Annotated in this window: 23 protein-coding genes; 9 read left to right on the top strand and 14 right to left on the bottom strand. The window is 57.8% G+C overall.

Annotated features, from left to right (window positions below; all coding sequences use genetic code 11):
* Window positions 1–48: 48 nt before the first annotated feature.
* Both ychF and pth read right to left on the bottom strand, forming a co-directional pair.
* Complete coding sequence (gene ychF, locus FS690_RS02020) at window positions 49–1,140, bottom strand: redox-regulated ATPase YchF (RefSeq protein ID WP_039384969.1); 1,092 nt, start codon at window positions 1,138–1,140, stop codon at window positions 49–51.
* A 109-nt stretch (window positions 1,141–1,249) separates the two neighbouring features.
* The gene (pth, locus tag FS690_RS02025) at window positions 1,250–1,837 is read right to left on the bottom strand and encodes an aminoacyl-tRNA hydrolase (RefSeq protein WP_039384967.1); all 588 of its coding nucleotides are present in this window, start codon (window positions 1,835–1,837) and stop codon (window positions 1,250–1,252) included.
* A 262-nt stretch (window positions 1,838–2,099) separates the two neighbouring features.
* On the opposite strand from pth, the gene ychH reads away from it, so the two are divergent.
* Window positions 2,100–2,375: a stress-induced protein YchH gene (gene ychH, locus FS690_RS02030; protein WP_094111051.1), complete on the top strand. Its 276-nt coding sequence runs from the start codon at window positions 2,100–2,102 to the stop codon at window positions 2,373–2,375.
* Here ychH and FS690_RS02035 read toward each other — a convergent pair.
* From FS690_RS02035 to lolB, 4 genes are all read right to left on the bottom strand, one after another.
* Window positions 2,372–3,544, bottom strand: coding sequence for a GGDEF domain-containing protein (locus tag FS690_RS02035; protein ID WP_071668906.1), 1,173 nt, complete (start codon window positions 3,542–3,544; stop codon window positions 2,372–2,374). The two genes, ychH and FS690_RS02035, sit on opposite strands and share 4 nt — an antisense overlap.
* Window positions 3,545–3,769: 225 nt before the next feature.
* Window positions 3,770–4,717 (bottom strand): ribose-phosphate diphosphokinase, encoded by a 948-nt coding sequence (gene prs / locus FS690_RS02040; RefSeq protein ID WP_104085358.1) that lies wholly within the window; start codon window positions 4,715–4,717, stop codon window positions 3,770–3,772.
* Between the two features lie 136 nt (window positions 4,718–4,853).
* Window positions 4,854–5,711 carry a 4-(cytidine 5'-diphospho)-2-C-methyl-D-erythritol kinase gene (gene ispE, locus FS690_RS02045; RefSeq protein WP_145339007.1) on the bottom strand — a complete coding sequence of 286 codons (858 nt, stop codon included), beginning with the start codon at window positions 5,709–5,711 and terminating at the stop codon, window positions 4,854–4,856.
* The gene (lolB, locus tag FS690_RS02050) at window positions 5,708–6,334 is read right to left on the bottom strand and encodes a lipoprotein insertase outer membrane protein LolB (RefSeq protein WP_145339008.1); all 627 of its coding nucleotides are present in this window, start codon (window positions 6,332–6,334) and stop codon (window positions 5,708–5,710) included. The genes ispE and lolB overlap by 4 nt, the downstream gene beginning before the upstream one ends.
* A gap of 215 nt (window positions 6,335–6,549) precedes the next feature.
* Between lolB and hemA the strand changes: the two genes are divergently transcribed.
* Genes hemA through kdsA form a run of 6 tightly spaced genes read left to right on the top strand, consistent with a single transcriptional unit; the run spans window position 6,550 to window position 11,855 of the window.
* Window positions 6,550–7,806 (top strand): glutamyl-tRNA reductase, encoded by a 1,257-nt coding sequence (gene hemA / locus FS690_RS02055; RefSeq protein WP_108569401.1) that lies wholly within the window; start codon window positions 6,550–6,552, stop codon window positions 7,804–7,806.
* Window positions 7,807–7,847: 41 nt separating this feature from the next.
* Window positions 7,848–8,930 (top strand): peptide chain release factor 1, encoded by a 1,083-nt coding sequence (prfA, locus tag FS690_RS02060; RefSeq protein ID WP_071668904.1) that lies wholly within the window; start codon window positions 7,848–7,850, stop codon window positions 8,928–8,930.
* Complete coding sequence (gene prmC / locus FS690_RS02065) at window positions 8,930–9,760, top strand: peptide chain release factor N(5)-glutamine methyltransferase (protein ID WP_104085109.1); 831 nt, start codon at window positions 8,930–8,932, stop codon at window positions 9,758–9,760. Before prfA ends, prmC begins: the two co-directional genes overlap by 1 nt.
* An 11-nt stretch (window positions 9,761–9,771) precedes the next feature.
* On the top strand, window positions 9,772–10,170 hold the full coding sequence (locus FS690_RS02070) for a SirB2 family protein (protein WP_039384943.1): 399 nt from the start codon (window positions 9,772–9,774) through the stop codon (window positions 10,168–10,170).
* On the top strand, window positions 10,167–10,976 hold the full coding sequence (sirB1, locus tag FS690_RS02075; RefSeq protein WP_145339009.1) for an invasion regulator SirB1: 810 nt from the start codon (window positions 10,167–10,169) through the stop codon (window positions 10,974–10,976). Before FS690_RS02070 ends, sirB1 begins: the two co-directional genes overlap by 4 nt.
* Before the next feature lie 24 nt (window positions 10,977–11,000).
* Window positions 11,001–11,855: a 3-deoxy-8-phosphooctulonate synthase gene (gene kdsA, locus FS690_RS02080; RefSeq protein ID WP_039384940.1), complete on the top strand. Its 855-nt coding sequence runs from the start codon at window positions 11,001–11,003 to the stop codon at window positions 11,853–11,855.
* A 63-nt stretch (window positions 11,856–11,918) separates the two neighbouring features.
* Here the strand turns inward: kdsA and chaA are convergent, their stop codons facing one another.
* Entirely contained in the window at window positions 11,919–13,004 is a 1,086-nt protein-coding gene (gene chaA, locus FS690_RS02085; protein WP_039384935.1) for a sodium-potassium/proton antiporter ChaA, read from the bottom strand.
* A 366-nt stretch (window positions 13,005–13,370) separates the two neighbouring features.
* Between chaA and chaB the strand changes: the two genes are divergently transcribed.
* Together chaB and FS690_RS02095 are read left to right on the top strand one after the other, a co-directional pair.
* On the top strand, window positions 13,371–13,601 hold the full coding sequence (chaB, locus tag FS690_RS02090; RefSeq protein WP_145339010.1) for a putative cation transport regulator ChaB: 231 nt from the start codon (window positions 13,371–13,373) through the stop codon (window positions 13,599–13,601).
* 231 nt (window positions 13,602–13,832) lie between these two features.
* Window positions 13,833–14,507 (top strand): gamma-glutamylcyclotransferase, encoded by a 675-nt coding sequence (locus FS690_RS02095; RefSeq protein WP_169713300.1) that lies wholly within the window; start codon window positions 13,833–13,835, stop codon window positions 14,505–14,507.
* Here the strand turns inward: FS690_RS02095 and FS690_RS02100 are convergent.
* The 7 genes from FS690_RS02100 to icmH all read right to left on the bottom strand — a co-directional run bounded on the left by FS690_RS02100 (window position 14,504) and on the right by icmH (window position 22,927).
* Window positions 14,504–15,919: a serine/threonine-protein kinase gene (locus tag FS690_RS02100; protein ID WP_145339011.1), complete on the bottom strand. Its 1,416-nt coding sequence runs from the start codon at window positions 15,917–15,919 to the stop codon at window positions 14,504–14,506. The genes FS690_RS02095 and FS690_RS02100 overlap by 4 nt on opposite strands.
* 64 nt (window positions 15,920–15,983) lie before the next feature.
* The gene (locus FS690_RS02105; protein ID WP_071668903.1) at window positions 15,984–16,934 is read right to left on the bottom strand and encodes a hypothetical protein; all 951 of its coding nucleotides are present in this window, start codon (window positions 16,932–16,934) and stop codon (window positions 15,984–15,986) included.
* Between the two features lie 15 nt (window positions 16,935–16,949).
* Window positions 16,950–17,726, bottom strand: coding sequence for a PP2C family serine/threonine-protein phosphatase (locus FS690_RS02110; RefSeq protein WP_104085106.1), 777 nt, complete (start codon window positions 17,724–17,726; stop codon window positions 16,950–16,952).
* Window positions 17,723–18,853, bottom strand: a complete 1,131-nt coding sequence (gene tagH, locus FS690_RS02115; protein WP_145339012.1) for a type VI secretion system-associated FHA domain protein TagH — start codon at window positions 18,851–18,853, stop codon at window positions 17,723–17,725. Before tagH ends, FS690_RS02110 begins: the two co-directional genes overlap by 4 nt.
* Before the next feature lie 33 nt (window positions 18,854–18,886).
* The gene (gene tagF, locus FS690_RS02120) at window positions 18,887–19,585 is read right to left on the bottom strand and encodes a type VI secretion system-associated protein TagF (RefSeq protein WP_071668900.1); all 699 of its coding nucleotides are present in this window, start codon (window positions 19,583–19,585) and stop codon (window positions 18,887–18,889) included.
* 13 nt (window positions 19,586–19,598) lie between these two features.
* Complete coding sequence (tssM, locus tag FS690_RS02125; protein ID WP_094111059.1) at window positions 19,599–21,713, bottom strand: type VI secretion system membrane subunit TssM; 2,115 nt, start codon at window positions 21,711–21,713, stop codon at window positions 19,599–19,601.
* Window positions 21,713–22,927 (bottom strand): type IVB secretion system protein IcmH/DotU, encoded by a 1,215-nt coding sequence (gene icmH, locus FS690_RS02130; protein ID WP_071668898.1) that lies wholly within the window; start codon window positions 22,925–22,927, stop codon window positions 21,713–21,715. The genes tssM and icmH overlap by 1 nt, the downstream gene beginning before the upstream one ends.
* Window positions 22,928–22,942: the final 15 nt, after the last annotated feature.

Consider the following 22,942-nt stretch of genomic DNA (forward strand, 5'->3'; position numbering starts at 1 on the left):
GCTTAGCTTCGCGAGATTAACGGTGATCCCGCGAACCAGCCGGGGTCATCAGACGTTGAACAGGAAGTTCATCACATCGCCATCTTTAACGATGTACTCTTTGCCTTCGGAACGCATTTTGCCCGCTTCTTTGGCACCCTGCTCACCTTTATAGGTGATGAAGTCATCAAAGGCGATGGTTTGCGCACGGATAAAACCTTTTTCAAAATCGGTGTGAATTTTACCGGCGGCCTGTGGGGCAGTGGCGCCTACCGGGATGGTCCAGGCGCGCACTTCTTTAACGCCAGCGGTGAAGTAAGTCTGCAGGTTCAGCAGCGCGTAACCGGCGCGGATCACGCGGTTCAGACCTGGCTCTTCCAGACCCAGCTCAGCCATAAACTCATCGCGCTCTTCATCATCCAGCTCAGCGATGTCAGATTCAACGGCAGCACACACCGGCACCACTACCGAGCCTTCTGCTTCAGCAATAGCGCGTACCTGGTCAAGGTACGGGTTGTTCTCAAAGCCATCTTCATTGACGTTGGCGATGTACATGGTGGGCTTCAGCGTCAGGAAGCTCAGGTAGCGAATAGCGGCTTTTTCATCAGCGTCCAGCTTCAGGGCACGCAGCATGCCGGCGTTTTCCAGGTGTGGCAGGCACTTCTCCAGCGCAGCCAGCTCCGCTTTCGCGTCTTTATCACCGCCTTTGGCTTTTTTCTGGCAGCGCTGGATGGCGCGCTCACAGGTATCAAGGTCAGAAAGCGCCAGCTCAGTATTGATGATATCAATATCCTCCGCCGGGTTAACTTTGCCTGAGACGTGAATAATGTTCTCATTCTCAAAGCAGCGCACTACGTGACCAATCGCTTCAGTTTCACGGATGTTGGTCAGGAACTGGTTGCCGAGGCCTTCGCCTTTCGATGCGCCTTTTACCAGTCCGGCAATATCCACGAACTCCATGGTGGTAGGCACCACGCGCTGGGGTTTAACAATCTCGCTCAGCTGATCGAGGCGCAGATCGGGCATCGGTACTACGCCAGTGTTTGGCTCGATGGTGCAGAACGGAAAGTTCGCTGCTTCGATACCCGCTTTGGTCAGCGCGTTAAACAGGGTAGATTTACCAACGTTTGGCAGGCCCACGATACCGCATTTAAATCCCATGATCTGATTACCTTTCTCACTGAGGGTGGCACACCGCCGGGCGGTACGCCTGATTCAAAAAATTTCGCGCATTATACACAGAATTGCCCGGCGCGGCGCGGGAATTGCCTTAGCCCGCTTTGAAAGCGTGCAGACGATTCATCGCTTTAATCTTATCCTCTTTCAGCCATAGCTCCGTGCAGCGCACCGCTTCATCAACCGCGTCATCAATCAGCTTCTGCTCGCTGGCCGGCGGTTTCCCCAGCACAAATCCGGTCACCTTGTTGCGATCGCCAGGATGACCGATACCTACGCGTAAACGGTGAAAATTATTGTTGTTACCCAGCTTGCTGATAATGTCTTTCAGGCCGTTATGCCCGCCGTGCCCGCCGCCCTGTTTAAATTTGGCAACGCCCGGCGGCAGATCCATCTCATCATGCGCCACCAGAATCTCTTCAGGCGTAATGCGGTAAAACGTCGCCATTGCCGCCACCGCTTTACCACTGAGATTCATATAGGTGGTCGGCACCAGCAGTCGCACATCATTCCCGGCCAGAGCCAGGCGCGCCGTATAGCCAAAGAATTTAGGCTCCTCTTTTAGCGCCTGATTATGGCGGCTGGCCAGCAGATCCAGATACCACGCGCCGGCGTTATGACGCGTCGCCGCATATTCGGCACCGGGATTTGCCAGTCCCACAATCAGTTTAATGCTGCTCACAATAGTTATCCTGTTCTCCTGCAGAAAGGTGGCTAGTTTACTGTCTGCTGAGAGGGATGACAAAGATTGTCAGGCAAAAGTAGTGTCAGAGTGTGATTAGTCAATTTCTATATAAAACAAGATGCTGCAGGTAAATTTTTGTCATTTGCACATTGTGTTGTGTGATCCTGGGCGCAAAATGTCCCGCTATCATTGCCTAAACTTATGACAGGTTAACGTTATGTGCGGTTTTTTACTTTGCTCATAAGGATGGAGGTGATTCATGAAACGTCATCAATGCCGCGTTATAGGCAATAGCCTGATGTGTCTGGGACTGCTGACCATGGTTGCAGGCGTCGCCTCATCCGTGGTCAATCAGCTGCCGTCAGTGAATATGCCGCCTCTGCTGGCCAGTGGAGCCATGTTTGGCATCTTTATCGGGGCGCTGTTGTGGCTGGCGGGCGCCCGCGTCAGTGGCCGCGAGAAGATTGAAGATCGTTACTACTGGCATCGTCACCATGGTGACGTCCGCTGTCGCCGTAACCATACGCCACATTAAATCGCCACTTCAGTAACCGGCTGTGGCCGGGCAATGTAGCACTCTGTCCGGTTGCGGCCGTGGGCTTTGGCGCGATAGAGCGCTTCATCAGCCAGCGCCAGCAGTGCCGGAAACTGGCTGACGGCCGGATCGGCCGGGGCATAGCCAATGCTGACGGTATAACCGATGCCGGCCGGCTGCGACCGCTGCGTTGCCACGCGAATAGCTTCACATACGCGCTGCACCTGCGCACTGTCACCGGTTACCAGCGCGGCAAACTCCTCGCCGCCGAGCCGGGCGAAATAGCTTTCTGCCGGCATTTGCGCCTCAGCTATCTGACAAAAGTCGATTAACACCCGGTCACCCTGCAGGTGGCCGTAGCGGTCGTTAATACTCTTAAAATGGTCAAGATCGAACAGCACCGCGCTAAACCCGGCGGCAGAGGAGATTCTGACCCGCCGCCGCAGCACATTATCCGCCTGCTCAAACAGCGCGCGCCGGTTCCATGTGCCAGTCAGCGGATCGCGCAGTGACGCCAGCCTGTGCGCCACCTGCGACCGTTCATTAACCATGGCCAGCAGGGTAAAGGTCAGGCCAATCACAAACAGAATCGACTCAAGGATCACGTAAATCGAGAAACCCGAGCCGCCAATGGCGCCCGGCAGGCGGCTGGCCACGGCGTCATCGAGAAAAATCCGCGCAAGATGAAAGCCGAGATGGATCCACAGCAGCGTCTGCGCAGGCCAGAACGTCACTTTCAGCATGCTGCGCGCGCGCCACAGCAGGGTGATAAAGGCTGCGGTGTAGAGTATGCAGAGCAGGCAGAGCACCAGCACCCGCAGTGGCTGACTGTGATAGAAATCGGGCAGCAGGCAAAGCAGCGCCCAGAGCAGCGCGCCACCGGGCCACAGCAGGCCAGCGGGTCGTTTACAGAAAGTACGAAATGCGCACAGCAGCGTACCATAAGCCAGCATAACTATGACATTGCCCAGCGCAACCGGAAGAAACTGCAGGCCGGCACTGCGCAGGCTGCTGAGAAACACCGCGCACAGCGTCAGGATCAGGGTCAGCGTGGTAAAGCCCAGCACGCGATCGTACTGAGCGCCGACCCAGGCAAATATCATAATGATGCTCAGAAACCCCAGCACATAAAGCTCGCAAACAAACAGCGTATAAATATCGAGCATCATGGCAGTGGGCGTTCCCGGAAAAAAGTGGCGCTGAAAATAGCACTATTTCCGGGGCTGCTGAAGTGCCGGACAGCGCGAAAGTGAAAAAGAGCAGAAGGCAGGGGAAATAGTGCACAGACTGAAAATTTATAGGGCGAAGCGCGCGGGAAAAAGCAGCTTCAGCAAGGCAGGAGGAAGCGGATAAGCATAAAAAACCGGGCGCGAGGCCCGGTTAAGCGTGAACAATTAATGTTCAAACATAGCAGAGATAGATTCTTCGTTACTGATACGACGAATAGCTTCAGCCAGCATGCCGGAAAGCGTCAGCGTGCGCACGTTTGGCAGCGCTTTCATCTCTTCCGAGAGCGGGATGGTATCGCAAACAATTACTTCATCAATGACGGACTTGCGCAGATTTTCAACCGCGTTGCCTGAGAAGATAGGGTGGGTGGCATACGCGAATACGCGCTTGGCACCACGCTCTTTCAGTGCTTCAGCCGCTTTGCACAGCGTACCGCCGGTGTCGATCATATCGTCGACCAGCACGCAGTCACGGCCTGCGACATCACCAATAATATGCATAACCTGAGAAACATTCGCGCGCGGGCGACGTTTGTCGATGATAGCCATATCCGTGTCATTAAGCAGTTTGGCAATTGCGCGGGCGCGCACCACACCACCAATATCCGGGGAAACCACGATAGGGTTTTCCAGGCCAAGCTGCAGCATATCTTCCAGCAGAATCGGGCTGCCAAAGACGTTGTCTACCGGCACATCAAAGAAGCCCTGAATCTGTTCGGCATGCAGATCAACGGTCAGCACGCGATCCACGCCGACGCTGGAGAGGAAGTCAGCCACCACTTTAGCGGTGATCGGTACACGCGCTGAGCGCACGCGGCGATCCTGACGGGCATAACCGAAATAGGGGATAACAGCGGTAATTCGACCAGCAGAAGCCCGACGCAGCGCGTCGACCATCACAACCAGCTCCATCAGATTATCGTTGGTGGGGGCACAGGTGGACTGGATGATGAAAATATCGCCACCGCGTACATTTTCGTTAATCTGTACACTTACTTCGCCGTCGCTGAAACGACCGACAGCGGCGTCTCCGAGGCTGGTGTAAAGGCGGTTGGCAATACGTTGTGCTAGTTCCGGGGTGGCGTTACCAGCAAATAGCTTCATATCAGGCACGAGAAGAACCTCAGGCTTGGACGTCCAGAGAATGAACCGCTCAAACATAACCGGCGAATATGTTTGAGCCTGTTCATACGGTGTGTTAATGCGCAACGTGCCGTATCTGGAACGGGTAATACGGTCACGTAAACGCTTAAAGCCCGGAAAGGGTTTGCTGCAACGGCGAGAGGTTAAGCCCGCGCGCCACAAATCCGCGAATCCATTTCGGGGCAAGCTCCAGCACCTGACGAGCGTCGGACTCGGTGTCAAATTCAGCAAACACGCAAGCGCCGGTCCCGGTCAGGCGCGACGGCGCGTATTCTAGCAGCCAGGAAAGCAGCGCATCAACCTCACGAAAACGTTTTCTTGCCACAGCTTCACAATCATTGTGAAAAGGCAGGCTCAACAGTTCATCTAATGTGCGTATCGGTGAATTGCGCGTCAGATCGGGATGGCGGAAGATATCGGGCGTGGCGATACTCACGCCCGGATGCGCCACCAGATACCACTTTTCTGGCGGCGAGGCGGGCTGCAGCAGCTCCCCGACGCCTTCGGCAAACGCAGCGTGGCCGCGCACAAACACTGGCACATCAGCACCCAGCGTGACGCCCAGCGCAGACAGTTCATCTGTGCTCAGCCTGCACTGCCACAGGTGGTTCAGCGCCACCAGCACCGTGGCGGCATCCGAGGAGCCGCCGCCCAGCCCGCCGCCCATCGGCAGTTTTTTTTCCAGCGCAATCTGCGCGCCCGCGCGATCGTCAAGCGTGCCTTTTGCCACCGCCGCCTGCTTCAGCGCCAGCGCCGCGCGTACAATCAGATTGTCAGCGTCCGCCACACCGGCCAGCGGCGTCAGCAGGCTGATGCGCCCGCTGCAGTCCGGCGTCATCTCCAGCGTATCGCCGGCATCAAGAAACTGAAACAGCGTTTGCAGATTGTGGTAGCCGTCAGCGCGCTGGCCGGTAATGTAGAGAAACAGATTAAGTTTTGCCGGAGCGGGCCAGGTGGTCATCATTGCAGGGTCCAGCTATCCATACGCAGTTTGATACGCTGGTCACCTTCGGTCAGCTCCAGATTAGCGGGCAGAGAGGGCGTGACTTTCGTGTCGTAGTCGCCGATAGCGACGTGCCACTGCTGGCCGTTGCGGCTGTAGCTCAGGCTTTTCAGCTGGTAGCTATTATTGAGCTGATAATCGGTGGCATCGCCCGGCAGACCCATCATCCACTGCCGCAGGTTGGCCAGCGGAATATCCATGCCGGTGAGCTGCGAAATCATTTTCTCAGCATCGTTGCTGGTGTAGCGCTTGCCCTTGTTGTCAACAATCTGCACCACGGAGCCCTGCGCATCCAGCTGCAGTTCGGTGCTGCCCAGCGGGTTGGTCAGCAGCAGACGATAGCGGTCAGGGGCGGTCTGCTGCCAGTTGAAGCGGGCGTAGACCTTCTGTTTATCGGACAGATAAGCAAAGGCGCCGCGCGTCTGATAATGGCTGATACCGGCTACCTGCTGCTGGTGCTGTTGCCACTGCGGTGCGGTGGTAGCGGGCCCCGCGCCCTGCTGCGGTTTGTTGATGCTGCAGGCCGTCAGCAGAACGCTGGCAAGGGGTAAAAGGCGCAACAGTTTGCGCGTGGGCAATGGCATCACGTGGTCATCTCCTCAGACACGTTTTTAATTCGTAACCGATAACGCTAACTGCCCGCCTGAGAACCGTCAATGCCGGCCAGCGGAAAATTGCGCACGATCAGTTTAATCTTATCACTGTCATAGCCTTTGTATGGCTTTCCATGATCTGCCGCATCTTGTAGAATGCGCTTCACAAAACCAGACAATCAATGGGACTTCCCAGCCGCAATCACATGACGCTCCTGGCACTCGGAATCAATCACAAAACTGCTCCTGTCGCTCTGCGTGAACGCGTGTCGTTTACGCCGGACACGCTTGACCAGGCGCTGAACAGCCTGCTGTCGCAGCCAATGGTACAGAGCGGAGTGGTACTCTCTACCTGTAACCGCACCGAACTCTACCTCAGTGTAGAGCAGCAGGCGGATTTGCAGGAGAAGCTGGTACGCTGGCTATGTGATTATCATAATTTGCCGGAAGCGGACGTGCGCAACAGCCTTTACTGGCATCAGGATAACGCTGCGGTCAGCCATCTGATGCGCGTAGCCAGCGGCCTCGATTCGCTGGTACTGGGTGAGCCGCAAATCCTCGGCCAGGTGAAAAAGGCGCATGCTGACTCCTCACGCGACCGGGCGCTGACCAGCGAGCTGGAGCGTATGTTCCAGAAAACCTTCTCAGTGGCCAAGCGCGTGCGGACCGAAACCGAAATCGGCGCCAGCGCGGTCTCTGTTGCGTTTGCCGCCTGCTCGCTGGCGCGGCAGATATTTGAGTCGCTCAGCACCGTTAATGTGCTGCTGGTCGGGGCGGGCGAAACCATTGAGCTGGTCGCACGCCATTTGCGCGAGCACAGCGTAAAAAAACTGATGATCGCGAACCGCACCCGCGAACGTGCTCAGCTGCTGGCTGACGAGGTGGGTGCCGAGGTGATCAACCTCGCTGAGATTGAAACCCGTCTTTCTGAAGCTGATATCATTATCTCCTCTACCGCCAGCCAGCTGCCAATTATTGGTAAAGGCATGGTGGAGCGTGCGCTGAAAGCGCGACGTAATCAGCCGATGCTGCTGGTGGATATCGCCGTACCGCGCGACGTTGAGCCTGAAGTGGGCAAGCTGCCCAACGCCTACCTCTACAGCGTCGACGATCTGCAGGCGATCATTGAGCAGAATATGGCGCAGCGTAAAGCGGCAGCCCTGCAGGCGGAAAGCATTGTCGTGCAGGAGAGCGGAGAGTTTATGGCGTGGCTGCGCGCGCAAAGCGCCGGCGAATCGATCCGTGAATACCGCATGCAGGCCGAGCAGGTGCGCGCTGAACTGCATGAGCGCGCGCTGGCTGCGCTGCGGCAGGGAGCAGACGCAGAAAAAGTGCTGCAGGAGCTGGCACATAAACTCACCAACCGCCTGATCCATGCGCCAACCAAATCACTTCAGCAGGCCGCCCGCGATGGCGATGGCGAACGCCTGCAGATCTTACGCGACAGCCTCGGTTTAGAGTAATCTCCGCTGTCACGACCTATCACCGGGATACCTACAATTAGATGAAAAGCTCGATTATTGCCAAGCTGGAAGCGTTACAGGAACGCCATGAAGAAGTGGAAGCGTTACTGGGCGATGCCGGCGTGATTGGCAATCAGGAACGTTTCCGCGCGCTGTCACGCGAATATGCCCAGCTGAGCGATGTGACCCGCTGCTTCCGCGACTGGCAGCAGGTGCAGGATGATGTGGATACCGCTGAAATGCTGCTTGAGGACCCGGAAATGCGCGAAATGGCGCAGGACGAACTCAGAGTGGCGCGCGACAAACGCGAGGTGCTTGAGCAGCAGCTGCAGGTGCTGCTGCTGCCGAAAGATCCGGATGACGAACGCCCCTGCTTTATTGAAGTGCGTGCCGGAACCGGCGGCGACGAAGCGGCGATTTTTGCCGGCGATCTGTTCCGGATGTACAGCCGTTACGCTGAAGGGCGGCGCTGGCAGGTAGAGATCATGAGCGCCAATGAAGGCGAGCATGGCGGCTATAAAGAGGTGATCGCGCGGGTGACGGGCGAGGGCGCTTACGGGCGGATGAAGTTTGAGTCGGGTGGTCATCGCGTTCAGCGCGTGCCGGAAACTGAATCGCAGGGGCGTATCCACACCTCGGCCTGTACCGTGGCCGTTATGCCGGAGCTGCCGGAAGCGGAACTGCCGGACATTAATCCGTCCGATCTGAAAATCGATACCTTCCGCTCCTCAGGCGCGGGCGGGCAGCACGTCAACACCACCGACTCGGCTATCCGCATCACCCACCTGCCTACCGGCATTGTGGTTGAGTGTCAGGATGAGCGTTCACAGCATAAAAACAAAGCCAAAGCGCTGGCGGTGCTGGGTGCGCGTATTCACGCAGCTGAGATGGCAAAACGCCATGCGGCTGAGGCATCAACCCGGCGCAACCTGCTTGGCAGCGGCGATCGCTCCGACCGTATCCGCACCTATAATTTCCCGCAGGGACGCGTGACCGATCACCGCATTAACCTCACGCTTTACCGGCTGGATGAAACCATGGAAGGCAAGCTGGATACGCTGATCGAGCCGATCGTTCAGGAGTATCAGGCCGATCAGCTCGCCGCGCTGGCCGGACAGGATTGATGGAGATCCGCTGCTGGCGTCAGCTGGCTATGACGGCGCTGAGCGGAGGCGAAAGTCCGAAGCGGGACGCCGAGATCCTGCTCAGCTTTGTGACCGGCAAAACGCGCAGCTGGCTGCTGGCCTTTGATGAGCACCCGCTGAGCGACGCACAGCTGGCACAGCTGGAGCAGCTGCTGGCGCGCCGTCAGCGGGGTGAACCGATCGCTCACCTGACGGGCGAGCGGGAGTTCTGGTCGCTGCCGCTGCGCGTCAGTGACGCCACGCTGATCCCGCGTCCGGATACTGAAGTGCTGGTGGAACAGGCGCTGCTGCGTCTGCCTGCGGGACCCTGTCACGTGCTTGATCTGGGCACCGGCACCGGTGCTATTGCGCTGGCGCTCGCCAGTGAACGACCTGACGCGCAGATCACCGGCTGCGATCGCATTCCCGCTGCCGTTGCGCTGGCGCAGGAGAATGCGGCACGGCTGGGTCTCACCAACGCCCGCTTTCAGCTCAGCCACTGGTTTGACAGCCTGCCTGCGACCCGTTATCACCTCATCGCCAGCAACCCACCTTATATCGACATGGACGATGCGCATCTGCTGCAGGGCGACGTGCGTTTTGAGCCGCGCAGCGCGCTGGTAGCCGATGACGCCGGACTGGCTGATATTCGTTTTATCATTCACAGCGCCCCGGCGTGGCTGCAGCCGCAGGGCTGGCTGCTGCTGGAACATGGCTGGCAGCAGGATGCCGACGTGCGCACCCTGATGCTTGAGCAGGGCTATCAGCAGGTTACCACTCTCAACGACTACGGCGGCAATCCGCGCGTGACGCTTGGGCAATATGCATAAAGGGGCACTGGATGGCCAGCTGGTATCCGCAGATTAAGCAGTTTCATATTTTTATCGTGATAGTCAGCGTCAGCCTGTTTCTGCTGCGCTTTTACTGGCTGACGACCGCTTCAGGCCTGCTGCAGCAGCGCTGGGTGCGGATTGTGCCACACCTGTGCGACACGTTTTTACTGCTGAGCGGCGCGCTGCTGGTGATAATTACTCACTTTTATCCCTTCACACCACAAGGAAGCTGGCTGACGGAGAAGCTGTTAGCGGTTATTATCTACGTCGCCTTGGGTTTTGTGGCACTGAGTCGTCGTCCGCGGAAGCTGAGCACGCGCTGGATCGCCTGCCTGCTTGCGCTGGTTGCTCTGCTGTTTGCAGGCAAACTGGCGATGACCAAAATGCCGATTTTGGGGATAGTATGACCTCATCAGTAGAATTTGATTTTAATGCATCACCGTTAAGTGAAGCGGTCATCGGCGCAACCTGCGCCATCCGCGACGATTTTTCCGCGCCTTCGGTTCAGCAGCAGCTGTCAAAACTGGTGGATGAAGCGCGCGACTATATCAGCAGCGCCACAGATGCCGATCTGCGGCTGGAAAAGCTGCTGGAGCTGTTCTATCGCGAATGGGGCTTTGGCGGCGCCAGCGGTGTCTACAACCTGTCAGATGCGCTCTGGATTGATAAGGTGCTGAAAAGCCGTCAGGGCACGGCGGTGTCGCTCGGCGTGATACTGCTGCATATCGCCGAGCAGCTGGAGCTGCCGCTGATGCCGGTGATTTTTCCGACTCAGCTGATTCTGCGCGCAGACTGGCTGGATGGCGAAATGTGGCTGATCAATCCGTTCAACGGTGAAACGCTCGACACCCATACGCTTGAGGTGTGGCTGAAGGGCAATATCAGCCCCACGGCCAAACTCTATACCGACGATCTGGACGAAGCCAAAACGCTCAGCGTAATGCGGAAAATGCTCGACACGCTGAAAGCGGCGCTGATGGAAGAGAAGCAGATGGAGCTGGCGCTGAATGTCAGTAAAGTACTGCTGGAGATCGATCCTGACGACCCCTATGAAATCCGCGATCGCGGTCTCATCTACGCCCAGCTGGAGTGCGAACATATTGCGCTCACTGACTTAACCTATTTTGTTGAGCAGTGCCCGGAAGATCCGGTGAGTGAAATGATTAAAGTACAGATCCACGCAATCGAACAGAAACAGGTCACGCTACACTAAGCGTTGCCGGCATAAGGAAAGGTCATGACAGAGAAAGTAGTTAAAATTGGCGATATCGATGTCGCAAACGATCTGCCGTTTGTGCTGTTTGGCGGCATGAACGTACTGGAATCACGCGAGCTGGCGATGCGCATCTGTGAGCACTACGTGACGGTTACCGACAAGCTGGGTATCCCTTACGTTTTCAAAGCCTCTTTTGACAAGGCAAACCGCTCCTCGATTAAATCGTATCGCGGTCCGGGTCTGGACGAGGGGATGAAGATTTTTCAGGAGCTGAAGCAGACGTTCGGCGTGAAAATCATCACCGACGTCCATGAATCCTGGCAGGCGCAGCCGGTTGCCGATGTGGTTGATGTTATTCAGCTGCCAGCGTTTCTGGCACGCCAGACGGACCTGGTAGAGGCGATGGCAAAAACCGGCGCGGTAATTAACGTTAAAAAACCGCAGTTTGTCAGCCCGGGCCAGATGGGTAATATCGTGGATAAGTTTGCGGAAGGCGGTAACGATAAAGTTATCCTGTGCGATCGCGGCAGCAACTTCGGTTATGACAACCTGGTTGTGGATATGCTGGGCTTTAACGTGATGAAGAAAGTCACCAACAACAGCCCGGTCATTTTCGACGTGACGCATGCGCTGCAGACGCGCGATCCGTTTGGTGCCGCATCGGGCGGTCGCCGTGCTCAGGTTGCTGAGCTGGCGCGTGCCGGTATGGCCGTGGGTATTGCCGGCCTCTTCATCGAAGCGCATCCGGAGCCAAACAGCGCAAAATGCGACGGTCCTTCCGCGCTGCCGCTGGATAAACTGGAGCCGTTCCTGGCTCAGATGAAAGCGATTGACGATCTGGTCAAGAGCTTCCCGGCGCTGGACACCAGCAGCTGACAGCCTCTGGCAAATAAAAAGGCACCCGTAAGGGTGCCTTTTTTGTTTTCGCGGTGTATCCGGTCAGAGCATTATTGTCAGCAGATAACCGGCGAACAGCGCCAGATGTGCCGCACCGTTAAGCACATTCGTTCGGCCGGTTGAAAACGAAATATGGCACAGGATCAGAACGGCGATGAGCATGACCATATGCGGTGGCTCCAGGCCAAAAATCAGCGTCTGACCCGTCAGCGTGGCGATGATACTGACCGCGGGCACGGTAAGTGAGATTGTCGCCAGCACGGAGCCGAAAAACAGGTTCATGGCGCGCTGCACCTGGTTGGTCAGTACCGCCCGGATGGCACCCAGCCCTTCCGGTGAAAGGATCAGCAGCGCGACGAGGAAGCCGGTAAACTGTTCCGGAGCGTTAAGCTCTGTGAGCAGCAGCTCAAGCGGGTTAGCGTTCATTTTAGTCACGCTGATAACCGCAATCAGATGGACGATCAGCCAGATTGTATGCCACAGCGAGCTGTGTGCTGAAGGCTTACCGTGATGCGGATCGTCCCCCTCATCCTCATGCTCATAGACAAACAGGCTCTGGTGCGTTTTGGTTTGAATCAGCAGGAAAACGCCATACATCGCCGCAGAGATAGCCGCGATAATCAGCGCCTGTGCGGTGGTGAAATTGCCGCCCGGCAGGGCGTTGGGGAATACCAGTACCAGAATGGCAAGCGGGAAGATGGCAATCATATACTGTTTAACGCCAGCCAGATTGACGTACTGAGTAGCGAATTTTCTGCCTCCAAGCAGCAGCGCGCAGCCTACCAGCCCGGATGTGACGATCATAATGATGGAATAGAGCGTATCACGCATCAGTGCCGGTGCGGCGTCACCCGTTGCCATCAGCGCAGAGATCAGGCTGACCTCCAGAATCACCACGGAGAGGCTGAGGATCAGCGAGCCGTAAGGTTCGCCCAGCCGGTGAGCCAGCACGTCAGCATGGCGCACAACGCTGAAAGCGCTGCTCAGAATAGCCACCAGTGCCAGCAGGTTGATACCGATAACCGGCAGAAGCGCTGTCTGATCGCCAAAAAAGGTCAGCACCGTCAGCGCAGCAACGGGAAGAATCAGCGAAAACTCGCTGTGTCGTGTTTTCTCATGTCCAGGCATTCACCATCCCCATTAGCAAAATGTTTAAAAACCGGCGTCATTGCCTGTTAACTATACGCATTAATTACACTGGCGCAGTGTAGCTTTTCATCACTCGCTGAACAGTTTTTTTACGCGACTTTACTTTTTTCACTTTATTGCTCCTGGTGGCTTAAACAGGAAGTTATTTTCATATTTATATTTCAATTCAGCTAAATATAAACTGCAGTTAAGCAGACAGAGCACAGAAAATGTTGTTTAACGGCTGCAATGACAGGCTTTTTTTTGCCTTATGCAGGCCACTTCAGCTATGAGCGGCAAAAGACAGCATTTGCATTTTAGCTAAGCTGTTCCAGACTTTAAGTGATACCTGATACCGGAGGAGCTATGCCTTATTCATCAACCAGCGAACTGCCGGACAGGGTGCGTCATGTGCTGCCGGCTCATGCACAAACCATTTACCAGAACGCGTTTAACAGCGCCTGGGATCAGTACAAGGATAAAGAGGATCGGCGGGGCGACGCATCACGGGAAGAGGTCGCACACAAGGTCGCCTGGGCGGCAGTAAAGCATGACTACGTGAAAGGTGACGACGACAAGTGGCATCCGAAAAAGTAGTTGCTGCTGCGGGCCTGAAGAGCCCGCATCATCCCCGGTTTTAATCCTCTCATTATTTTTTCCCGCCCGCCGATACTCTGAAACAGTTGTTTATGTGAAAAGCGTCAGGACAATCTTGAAACCGCAGCAATGAATGCATTACTGTTTCTGACTGTGCCGACGCGCGTCGTTTTCAGGATACCGGTTCGGGATCCAGGCGTGCGGGATGCCAGGGCAGTAGAGGAGATCGCAGTGTTAACCCGGGAATTCTTACTTAAAGCCGATTGCAAAACATCCTTTGGTGATATCGATGAAGCACTGCTGTGGAGCTGTGAAAAGCGCGCCGCTTCGCTTTCTGCCACGCTCGCCTGTCGGCCCGATCAAAGTCCGGTGTGGATCTTTGGTTATGGTTCGCTGATGTGGAACCCGGTGTTTGACGCGGAGGAGGTGGCTTCGGGGCGCCTGGAAGGGTGGCATCGTGCGTTCTGTCTGCGGCTCACCGCCGGACGGGGCACCGAGGCCGCACCCGGACGCATGCTGGCGCTGAAAGAGGGCGGCAGCACCAGCGGCCTAGCCTTTCGTCTGCCGGAGGCGCGCCTGCATGAAGAACTGGAGCTGCTCTGGAAGCGCGAGATGATCACCGGCTGCTATCTGCCCACCTGGTGTGAGCTGCAGCTGGAGGATGGACGCCGCGTTACCGCGCTGGTGTTCATCATGGATCCGCGTCATCCGCTGTATGAGGATGACTCCTGCCGCAGCACCATTGCACCGCTGATTGCGCAGGCGAGCGGGCCGCTCGGAACCAATGCGCAGTACCTTTTCTCGCTTGAGCAGGAGCTGGTCAGGCGCGGCATGCAGGAAGCCGCGCTGACGCGCCTCGCCGCTGAGGTAAGGGCGCTGCAGCAGCGCAGCGCACCTCAGGCTTAATTAGCGGGGTTAATGAGCCAGGTACCAGGCTGCTTAATCGTCAGGGCCTGGCTGCGCACCTGGTCACCATGCCGCACTTCAAGACGATAGCTGCCGGCAGCGAGATTGAGTGACGCAAAACCGCTGCTGGCGGCTTTCACATCCTGCACTTCACCATTCAGCACGACGCTTTCGCCTGACTGCAGCTGCAGATAGAGGGTGGCAATGGCAGGCGTACTGGCCGCCGCCGCCGGTACCTTCGTTGCTGCCGGCGCAGCGGCTTCCGGCGCGGCTGCGACCGGCGGCGTCTCACTGTGACGCACCGTCTGCCACACGACCAGACCCACAGCCAGCAGCGCCACAGCAGCCAGCGCCACTATACCCGGCGAGACGCGCCGGCCTGCTGCACTGCCAGCGATCGGCTCAGCAGCGGCGGCGGGATTCACCGCCACCAGCGGAGGTTCCGGTTCAGCGGCGGTCTCCGGCAGCCCGGCGGGCAGGGCAACAACCGGCAGCGGCGTGCTGAGCGCTTCGGCATCGCTCACCGGCAGATCGATAAGCTGCGCAAAGGCGTCGATGGTCTGCGGACGATCCTGAGGCTTCATCGCCAGCGCACAGTCGATGGCGTGCAGCAGCGGCAGGGAATAGCCTTCAGGCCGGGTGACGGCAAGCGGCTGGTAATTATCCTCAATGCAGCGCACTACGCTGACCGGCGGCGCATGGCCGGTAATCAGCGTGTGTAATACCGCCCCCAGCGCGTAGATATCGGTCCACGGACCCTGTTCAACCTCACCCTCTTCGCTATATTGCTCGATCGGCGCAAAGCCCGGCTTCAGCATGATTTCAGTTTCATCTGACAGATTGCCGATCTCTTTACGCGCTGAACCAAAATCGAGCAGTACCGGCAGCTGGTTATCCTGAATCTGAATATTATCCAGCGAGATGTCGCGATGCAGATAGCCGGCAGTATGAATGGTGTTGATGGCACCAAACAGCGGCGGAAGCAGGCGACGGATCCAGGCTTCATCAACGGCGTCAGACTGGCTCGCCTGCCACGCTTTCAGCGTCATACCGCTATAGAACAGCGTGCCCATATAGGCGGTGCCGTTCTCTTCCCAGAAGCGCAGCACGTGCAGCAGCCCCGGATGATTAAAGCGTGCCAGCAGGCGTGCTTCCTGAATAAAGCTGTTGCGGCCCGCGTTGAAGAGTTTCTGAAAGCGCTCACCACGCAGTTCAAGCGACATGTCGGCAGCGCGCACGGCCAGCGACTGCGGCATATACTCCTTGATGGCGATAAACCGTTCCAGCTGGTGATCCCAGGCGCGGTAGACGATGCCAAAGCCGCCCCCGCCCACGACGTCCCTGATTTCAAACTCGTTAAACCGGTAGCCCGCAGGCAGGGCATTAGGGATATGATTTTCGTTTGCCGACATAGTGAGTTCTCTGAACACATCCTGTAGTGCCTGTTGCCGCGGGGCAGCAGGCAGCGATCGCTGATTAATTAATGTTACGCCAGGCACCGATAGCCGGATCGGCGAGATCCGCATGCAGGGTGTCAATCAGTAACACTGTCACTTTTTGCTGTGGCATAAACTGCGGCGACCAGATGCCGCGTAAACGATCGACCTGCGCTTTCACCGTGCTGCTGTCACTGCCAGCTTTTTTATCCATCTGAATCAGCAGGGTACCGCCAAAGCGCCAGACATGCTCCCGCGCATCAAACGGCAACACCAGCCAGCTCCCGGCAGCGTCCGGCCGGGTCACAATCATTCGCTGTTTATTGACCGCGACAATCTCCAGCGGTTTGCTGCCGGTCGCGAGGCTGGCGACCGGATACCCCTGATAAAAGGTCACCGGCAGCGTTGCAGGTTCACCTTTACTCAGCAGCGTTATGCTGGCTGCGCCTTCCAGCCAGCCTTCCGTTGAGCAGCGCTGCGCCGGCGCATCAGGAATAAACAGCGAAGCACCTTTGTCGTCCCACCAGGTGCGGAAATGACAGCCGCCCGGCAGCGCAAAGTGCTGCAGCGGCGTGTTGTCCGCCGGACGGGAGAGATCCAGCGGTGCGGCGGTGGTGGCGCTGGCGCTGGCGGTTGCATCATTCAGGATAATCGGGCGCCAGTTCTGCAGTTTTGCTGCGCTGCCGTTAGCCAGCACGCTGCCTTCTTTGGTCATCATCTGCCACGGCAGCTCGTCAAGGCTGCCGCACTGGTTCGCCAGCAGCGTGCCTACCCGGGGCAGGAAGCTGGTGAGAATGCGCGTGTCGCTGCTTTTACCGGAGACAATACGTAACGGCAGCGTCTCTTTGCACCAGTCGTCGGGCGCTTTACTGGCAACGTTGTCGATCCAGACCTCGAGCGCCAGGCTGGGCGAATAGACCACACGATAATCTTCTGCCTGTGCATTCTGGGCCAGCAGCAGGGCGGCAATGCCCGACAACCACACTTTCATAGGGATCCTTGCAAATCAATAGTGAGGCGGCACAAAGCGCGCCGCATCAGCCTGAGAATAGAGCAGCGTGGCATCCTGCGGTTCGCCAATCCAGATTGCCAGCGCGCTCAGGTTGTCCCGCTTGTCGCTGCGATTGACCGCCTGTTCCATCAGCGTCAGCCACTCTTCACAGGCGTTAACCATGCGTAACGCCTGTTCCATCTCCTGCGTGGTCAGATTGAGCCAGAAGCCATCCGTGCAGACCAGAAACGCATCGCCGTCCTGGAGGTCAATCGCGCTGCTGAAGGTCACCGGGCGTACCGGCTCAGTGCCGAGGGCATTATAAAGTAAATTACTGTTAATGCCGGAATTTTCATAGCCTGCCTCTTGCAGATGTTGGGCCAGACTATGGTCCCGGGTTACCTCACATAGCGTACCATGACGAAAGTGATAAACCCGGCTATCACCGGCGTGCGCCCACCATGCACGCTGTTTTTCACGGTCAATAAACAGAGCCGCGAGCGTGGTGCTCATGCGGGAAAATTTCGGATTCTTCCCCTGCTCAGCCGCCAGCGTTTGCTGACAAAGAGTGATAGCCGCCTGGGTAGTGGCAGGCGTAAAGCTGCTGCTGTTTTGCACCGCGCTGAGGAGCGTATCGCGCACCAGCTGCGCTGCGTAGTCGCCACCGGGTAATCCGGCTACGCCATCACACACCAGAAAGCAGGCGCGCTCGTCGTCGAGTTGCGCACCGGTGCGATCCTGATTTTCGTCACGCCGGCCCTGCTGACAGCGGCTGGCAAACATCATTTTCATGTCTCATCCGTCCGCGTCTGTGAATCTTTATACTGATTAACTTCCATGTCATACGCGTTGAGAAACGCTTCGCCAAACAGCGTATGGAAGTCATCTTCAATCTCGCCGGCAGTGCGCTGATAGTGTCGCGTAAAGGCGTCCCACAGGGCGGCCTTGCGCCCGCTGCTGAAGGCGATTTTAGGCAGAGCGCCATCCTCGCGCGCGCGATCTTCCAGCCGCTGCGGATTAAACGATTGCAACATGGCAGCAATGATCGCCCGGATACCGGCAATCATACCCAGCTGATGCGCCTGCAAATCTACCAGCGCATCGCGCACTGCGGCTTCAGGCGGCATAAAACCCGGCATCTGGCTCTGATACATCTGCATCAGCACGGTTTTGCCGGAAGGCAGGATCTTAAACGGATTGTTGGCTTCGTTCAGAATCATGGTCATATCCGCTTTCACGCCGCGCTTAAGAATTGAACGCGAGGAGAGCAGGGCAACGGTTCCCTGAGAAAACAGGCTGAGCATACGACCGGTAACGCGCATCTGCTCTTCACCAAGCGATGTCTGATGACCATTATTGAGTCCCATTCCCTCCAGCAGAGCGGCGATAAGCTTCTCCTCGCCGGCTTCTGCAGGCTGGCGGGTTTGCGGTGCGCTGTCTCGGGCGGGATCGATGGCCAGCCGCGGATCGGGCCGCCGCTCCTGACGTACCGGGGCTGGGGGTTCCGGCATCAGCTCAGCACTCAGGACGGCCTCCTGCTGCATGCCAAGTGGATCGCTGGCGTCCTCGCTAAAAAACGACAGCGGATCGTCCTTTAGCGCAGGCTGGTGCGCAGGATCGGTAATTTCCAGCATATATTGACCAATCTGCAGCCGATCGCCATGCTGCAGCAGGGCCTGGGCACCCCGCTGCACCACCTGACCATTGAGCTCAATCGCCGTCACGCTGCCCTGTGCGGTCAGACGGCATTCCCCTTCGGCAGAGAGATGGACAAGCGCCTGCAGGCGTGAGATGGCGCGCGTCTCATCAGGCAGGATCAGATCGTTATCCTGACTGCGGCCAATGGTGCCGCCAGGCGGCATAAAGGTGACGCTTCTGGCGGGCACATCCGTATCGCACTGCACAAAGGTAAATTGCATGAGTCATCCCGTTAACAAGGCAAACGTGCCGGCTTATTCAAACATGGGTGGATAGAGGCCATTACGTCCCGGCTGCGCACCCGCCGCCGGGTTAAATAACAGTGAAAAAAGCTCTGCGGTCAGCGGGCCGCTGTGTTTATGGGTGGCGTGGGCAAAGCCGTCACTGCGATTGCTCCACCAGTAGCTGATATGCTGCTGCGGTTCAAACCGTTCTGCCACTTCCTGCCAGCTCAGGGTGCAGGGAAGATCCGCGAAACCGATGACATCCATAATATCGCTGCGCTGATTGCCGGGCACCAGCAGGGGTGAGAGCTGCTGCATCTCTGCTTCCAGGCTCTCCGGCAGGGTGCGCTCGCGCACCGCTGACCAGAGCAGCCCGCCCAGCTCGCGAAACCAGTCGCCGGAGATAGTCAGCTGCGCCGGGTGCCACTCATTCAGCGTAAACGTGCGCAGAGCCAGCAGCGGCCAGGCGCGTCCCACGCGATCGCACGAGGGCAGCAGGCAGCCCATCTGCACCTGCTGACGCAGCGGCGACAGCGGCAGAACAAAGTTCCACACCGGCGCGCGCAAAAAGAGCTGCGTGCTGGCGTGCTGCTGCTGATGCCAGTGGGTGAGTCCCTGCTGAAACCAGTGACTCCAGGGGGAGACCGTGGCCTCGCTCAGGCGCTGCCGCAAAAAATCACCGGTAGCGGGGAGTTTGCCATACCAGCCCGGCACGCTGTGGTTCGCCATGTTTACCTCACCGTCACTCACTATAGCGGGTCAGCTGTCCGGCAGAGGCCTCTGGCGCGGTCGCCAGCACGCTGCTCTCCTGACCCGCCCGTTTCAGGTTTTCTGCAAGCTTGCGCATCATCAGCGCGTTATCACGTGCATAGGGTGAAGATTGTATCTGCTGATCGAGCAGCTGACTGAGATGCCAGTCGAGCTGCTGCAGATCGCGCACGCTGACATCGGCTGGCAGCGTGCGCTGCAGATTTTCGATCAGCCAGCTGCGCAGAAACGTGCCGTCGTAATTTCGCGGCTGATAAAGCATCTGATAGGCGCGCAGCGCGTTGCGGCTGTAAGCGTTATCGGTGCCAGGATCGTCGCGCAGCAAATGCGTGATCTGCTGCGCCACCCGCGGCAGCAGCAGAGACTTAAGCGCATTTTGATAAAGCACCCAGGCCGCGTCGCTGACCTGTGTGCCGCGATAGAGTCCGGCGCGCATAGTAAGCGGCGGATTATCCAGCGAAAAGCGCTCGGACAGCGGCAGCTTTACCAGGTTATTTAAGAAGGGTAGCAGATCAAAAATATTATCGACGGGCTGATGTGTGACCTGCTGACTCTGCTGCGTCAGGGGCGCAATACGGCTCGCCACCTGATCAAGATAGCGCTGGTTTTGCACATAGCTGGTAAGCCATAAGCCGCACAGCAGGATCAGCGCACCCGCCAGCGCGCCATAGCCGATCCAGTGCAGCAGACGGTTGCGGTATTCCCAGTGGCGGTTGCTGCCGGCAAGGCCGCTTTCGCGAAACACCAGTTCGCTGAGCAGATCGCGGATAAAGTAGCTCTGGCCTTTATTGCCCGGAATAGGATTACTGCGGTTAACGCTGTCCCAGGCTGCCAGGGTGTGGTCACCGCTCTGCGGCAGCTGCAGCTTGCGATTAAGGGCGCCCATAATGCGGTCAAACGGCAGGCCTTCCTGGGTCCCGCTGGTAAAAAACAGCCCGCGGGCAGACCAGGCAATATCCTCCTCATGACGGGAGAAGATCACGTCCAGATACTCATTAAGCAGCGGGCGCAGGGAACCAAACTCCTGCGGAAAGAGAAAGCTGTCAGCGCGCTGCATCAGATCGCGGTCGGCAGCCATGCGCTCCGACAGCTGCTGCTTAAGCTGCTGCTCAAGCCGCTGAAAACGTGCCGTAAAACTGCTCTGCCACTCGTCTTTGTGAGGTTTGCCCGGCTCCCAGGGAAAGGTAAATCCCCAGATGGCATCCCGCTGCGGCTTGCTGAGGCCCGCATGAAAGCTCAGAAATCCCTTCAGCAGATCCGTTTTGGTTACCATGATATAGACCGGAAAATGGATACCGGTTTGCTGATGCAGCTCAGCCATACGGCAGCGCAGCGCCGTGGCCTGCGCATGCCGCGCCTCTGCGGTGTCGGTCAGCAGGTCGGCCACGCTGATGGTGAGGATCACGCCATTAATTGGCTGACGCGTGCGGTAGCGCTTGAGCAGGTTGATAAAGCTCTGCCACTCGGCGCTGTCGCGCGCGCGCTGGCTCTCCTGCAGCGCATAGCGCCCGGCGGTGTCGATCAGCACGGCGCTGTCGGTAAACCACCAGTCGCAGTGACGGGTGCCGCCTACGCCACGCACTGCGCTATTGCCGTGCGTATCCGTAAGGGGAAAAGAGAGGCCGGCGTTCAGCAGCGCGGTGGTTTTGCCCGCGCCCGGTGCGCCGACAATCAGATACCACGGAAGCTCATAAAGATAGTGACTCTGAAAACGCGCCAGCCAGCTTTTTTGATGATGGCGACCAAACTGCGTGCGTTTCAGACGCAGCGCGGCTTCGCTAAAGCGCTGTGCCAGCACCTGTTCGGTGGAGTGACGATCGGAGAGCTCTTCCTGACTCATGCTCTGGAGACGATTCAGCAGCTTGCTATTGAACCAGCCGCGCCATATTGCCGGAATAAGCTGAAACAGCGTCCAGCAAAAAAAGAGCAGGGCCACGGCCAGCTGCCGGGAGAAAACCGGCTCCAGCGGTCGGGTCTCACCCCATACCCAGAGCGGGCCAAGCATCCACACCAGGCAGCTGAGGGCGGTAACACCAATCAGACTCCAGAGCAGGCGATGAGTCAGCAGGTGACGAACAGATGTGCGCATCAGCGTTGGCCCTCCGGGGTAGCCGCTGCTTCCGGCGCAGCGAAGAGTGTGATCTCAACCCGGCGGTTGCGGGCGCGGTTTTCATTGCTGTCGTTAGGCAGCAGCGGATTACTGTCGCCGCGCCCCTCAGCTTTAACGCTCTGCCCCGACGCCAGCTGCGTCGTCAGCAGCTGCGTAATAGCGCGCGCGCGGGCCAGTGAAAATTCATAGCTGGAGGCGAAACGGCCATCGACGGCGCGGTTATCGGTATAGACCGAGACCAGAACGGTTCCTTTAACGCTTTTCATAGCGCTGGCGACGTGCGCCAGCAGCGCGCGGCCGACCGGGTTTACAACGGTGCCGTCCGGAACAAAAAGTTTATCGGCGGGAATAATGACTTTGCTGCCAAACGCGCCATCGCTGACTTCCAGCTGACCGGCGGCAATCACATCATTCAGACGCTGGCGCAGATCGAGCAGCGCCTGCGGTGAAGCGGGGCGTCGTCCGGGCATGATCTGCGGCAGGGGAGTCTGATAGATATCGCGCAGCAGCGGTTCAGCCGCATTGCCGAGCCGCCAGTTCAGCATGCTGTAGACCATGCAGGCGATAAGCGCCGCCACGGTGGCACAGGCCCAGAGCGGGACCATCGGCCGCGTCAGGCTGTTCACTAACGGATGCACCTCGACCAGCGGCGTTGCGGTGCTACTCTCTGCAGCGCGCGCGTCGTGGATCAGCTGCGCCAGACGTTTACGGATCCCTTCACACTGTGTGCGGCCGCTTTCGCTGCCGCGGTAGCGACCTTCATATCCCAGCAGCAGACAGTAATGGATGACTTCAAGCAGCCACAGATGCTGCTGCGGACTTTGTGATACGCGGGAGAGAAGCTGAAAGAATTTTTCACCCCCCCAGCTCTCATTGTGAAAACTCACCAGCATGCCGTTGCCTGACCAGACGCCGCGCGTCCCCCACGGCGTCTGTGCCGCCGCCTCATCCAGCACGCTGCAAAGACAGTAGCGTGCGCCGATGATCATCTCAAACGGCAGGCCAGCCTGCTTGCAGCGCTGTTCAAACAGCCGGATTTCATCAATCAGCAGCTGGCGCAACCCGGCCGGATCGTCATGCGTGGCAGCCTGCCGGATGCGGACAACAGCATTCAGCACCGGGGCGGCGGCGTTCAGCAAAAGGTTATCGTTGCCCGCGCTGATATCCTCGCGGGCAATGGGATCCTGCATCATTAACTCTCGTTTTTC

The sequence above is a fragment of the Pantoea sp. PSNIH1 genome (assembly GCF_007680655.1).
GTDB classification, from domain to species: domain Bacteria; phylum Pseudomonadota; class Gammaproteobacteria; order Enterobacterales; family Enterobacteriaceae; genus Pantoea; species Pantoea eucrina.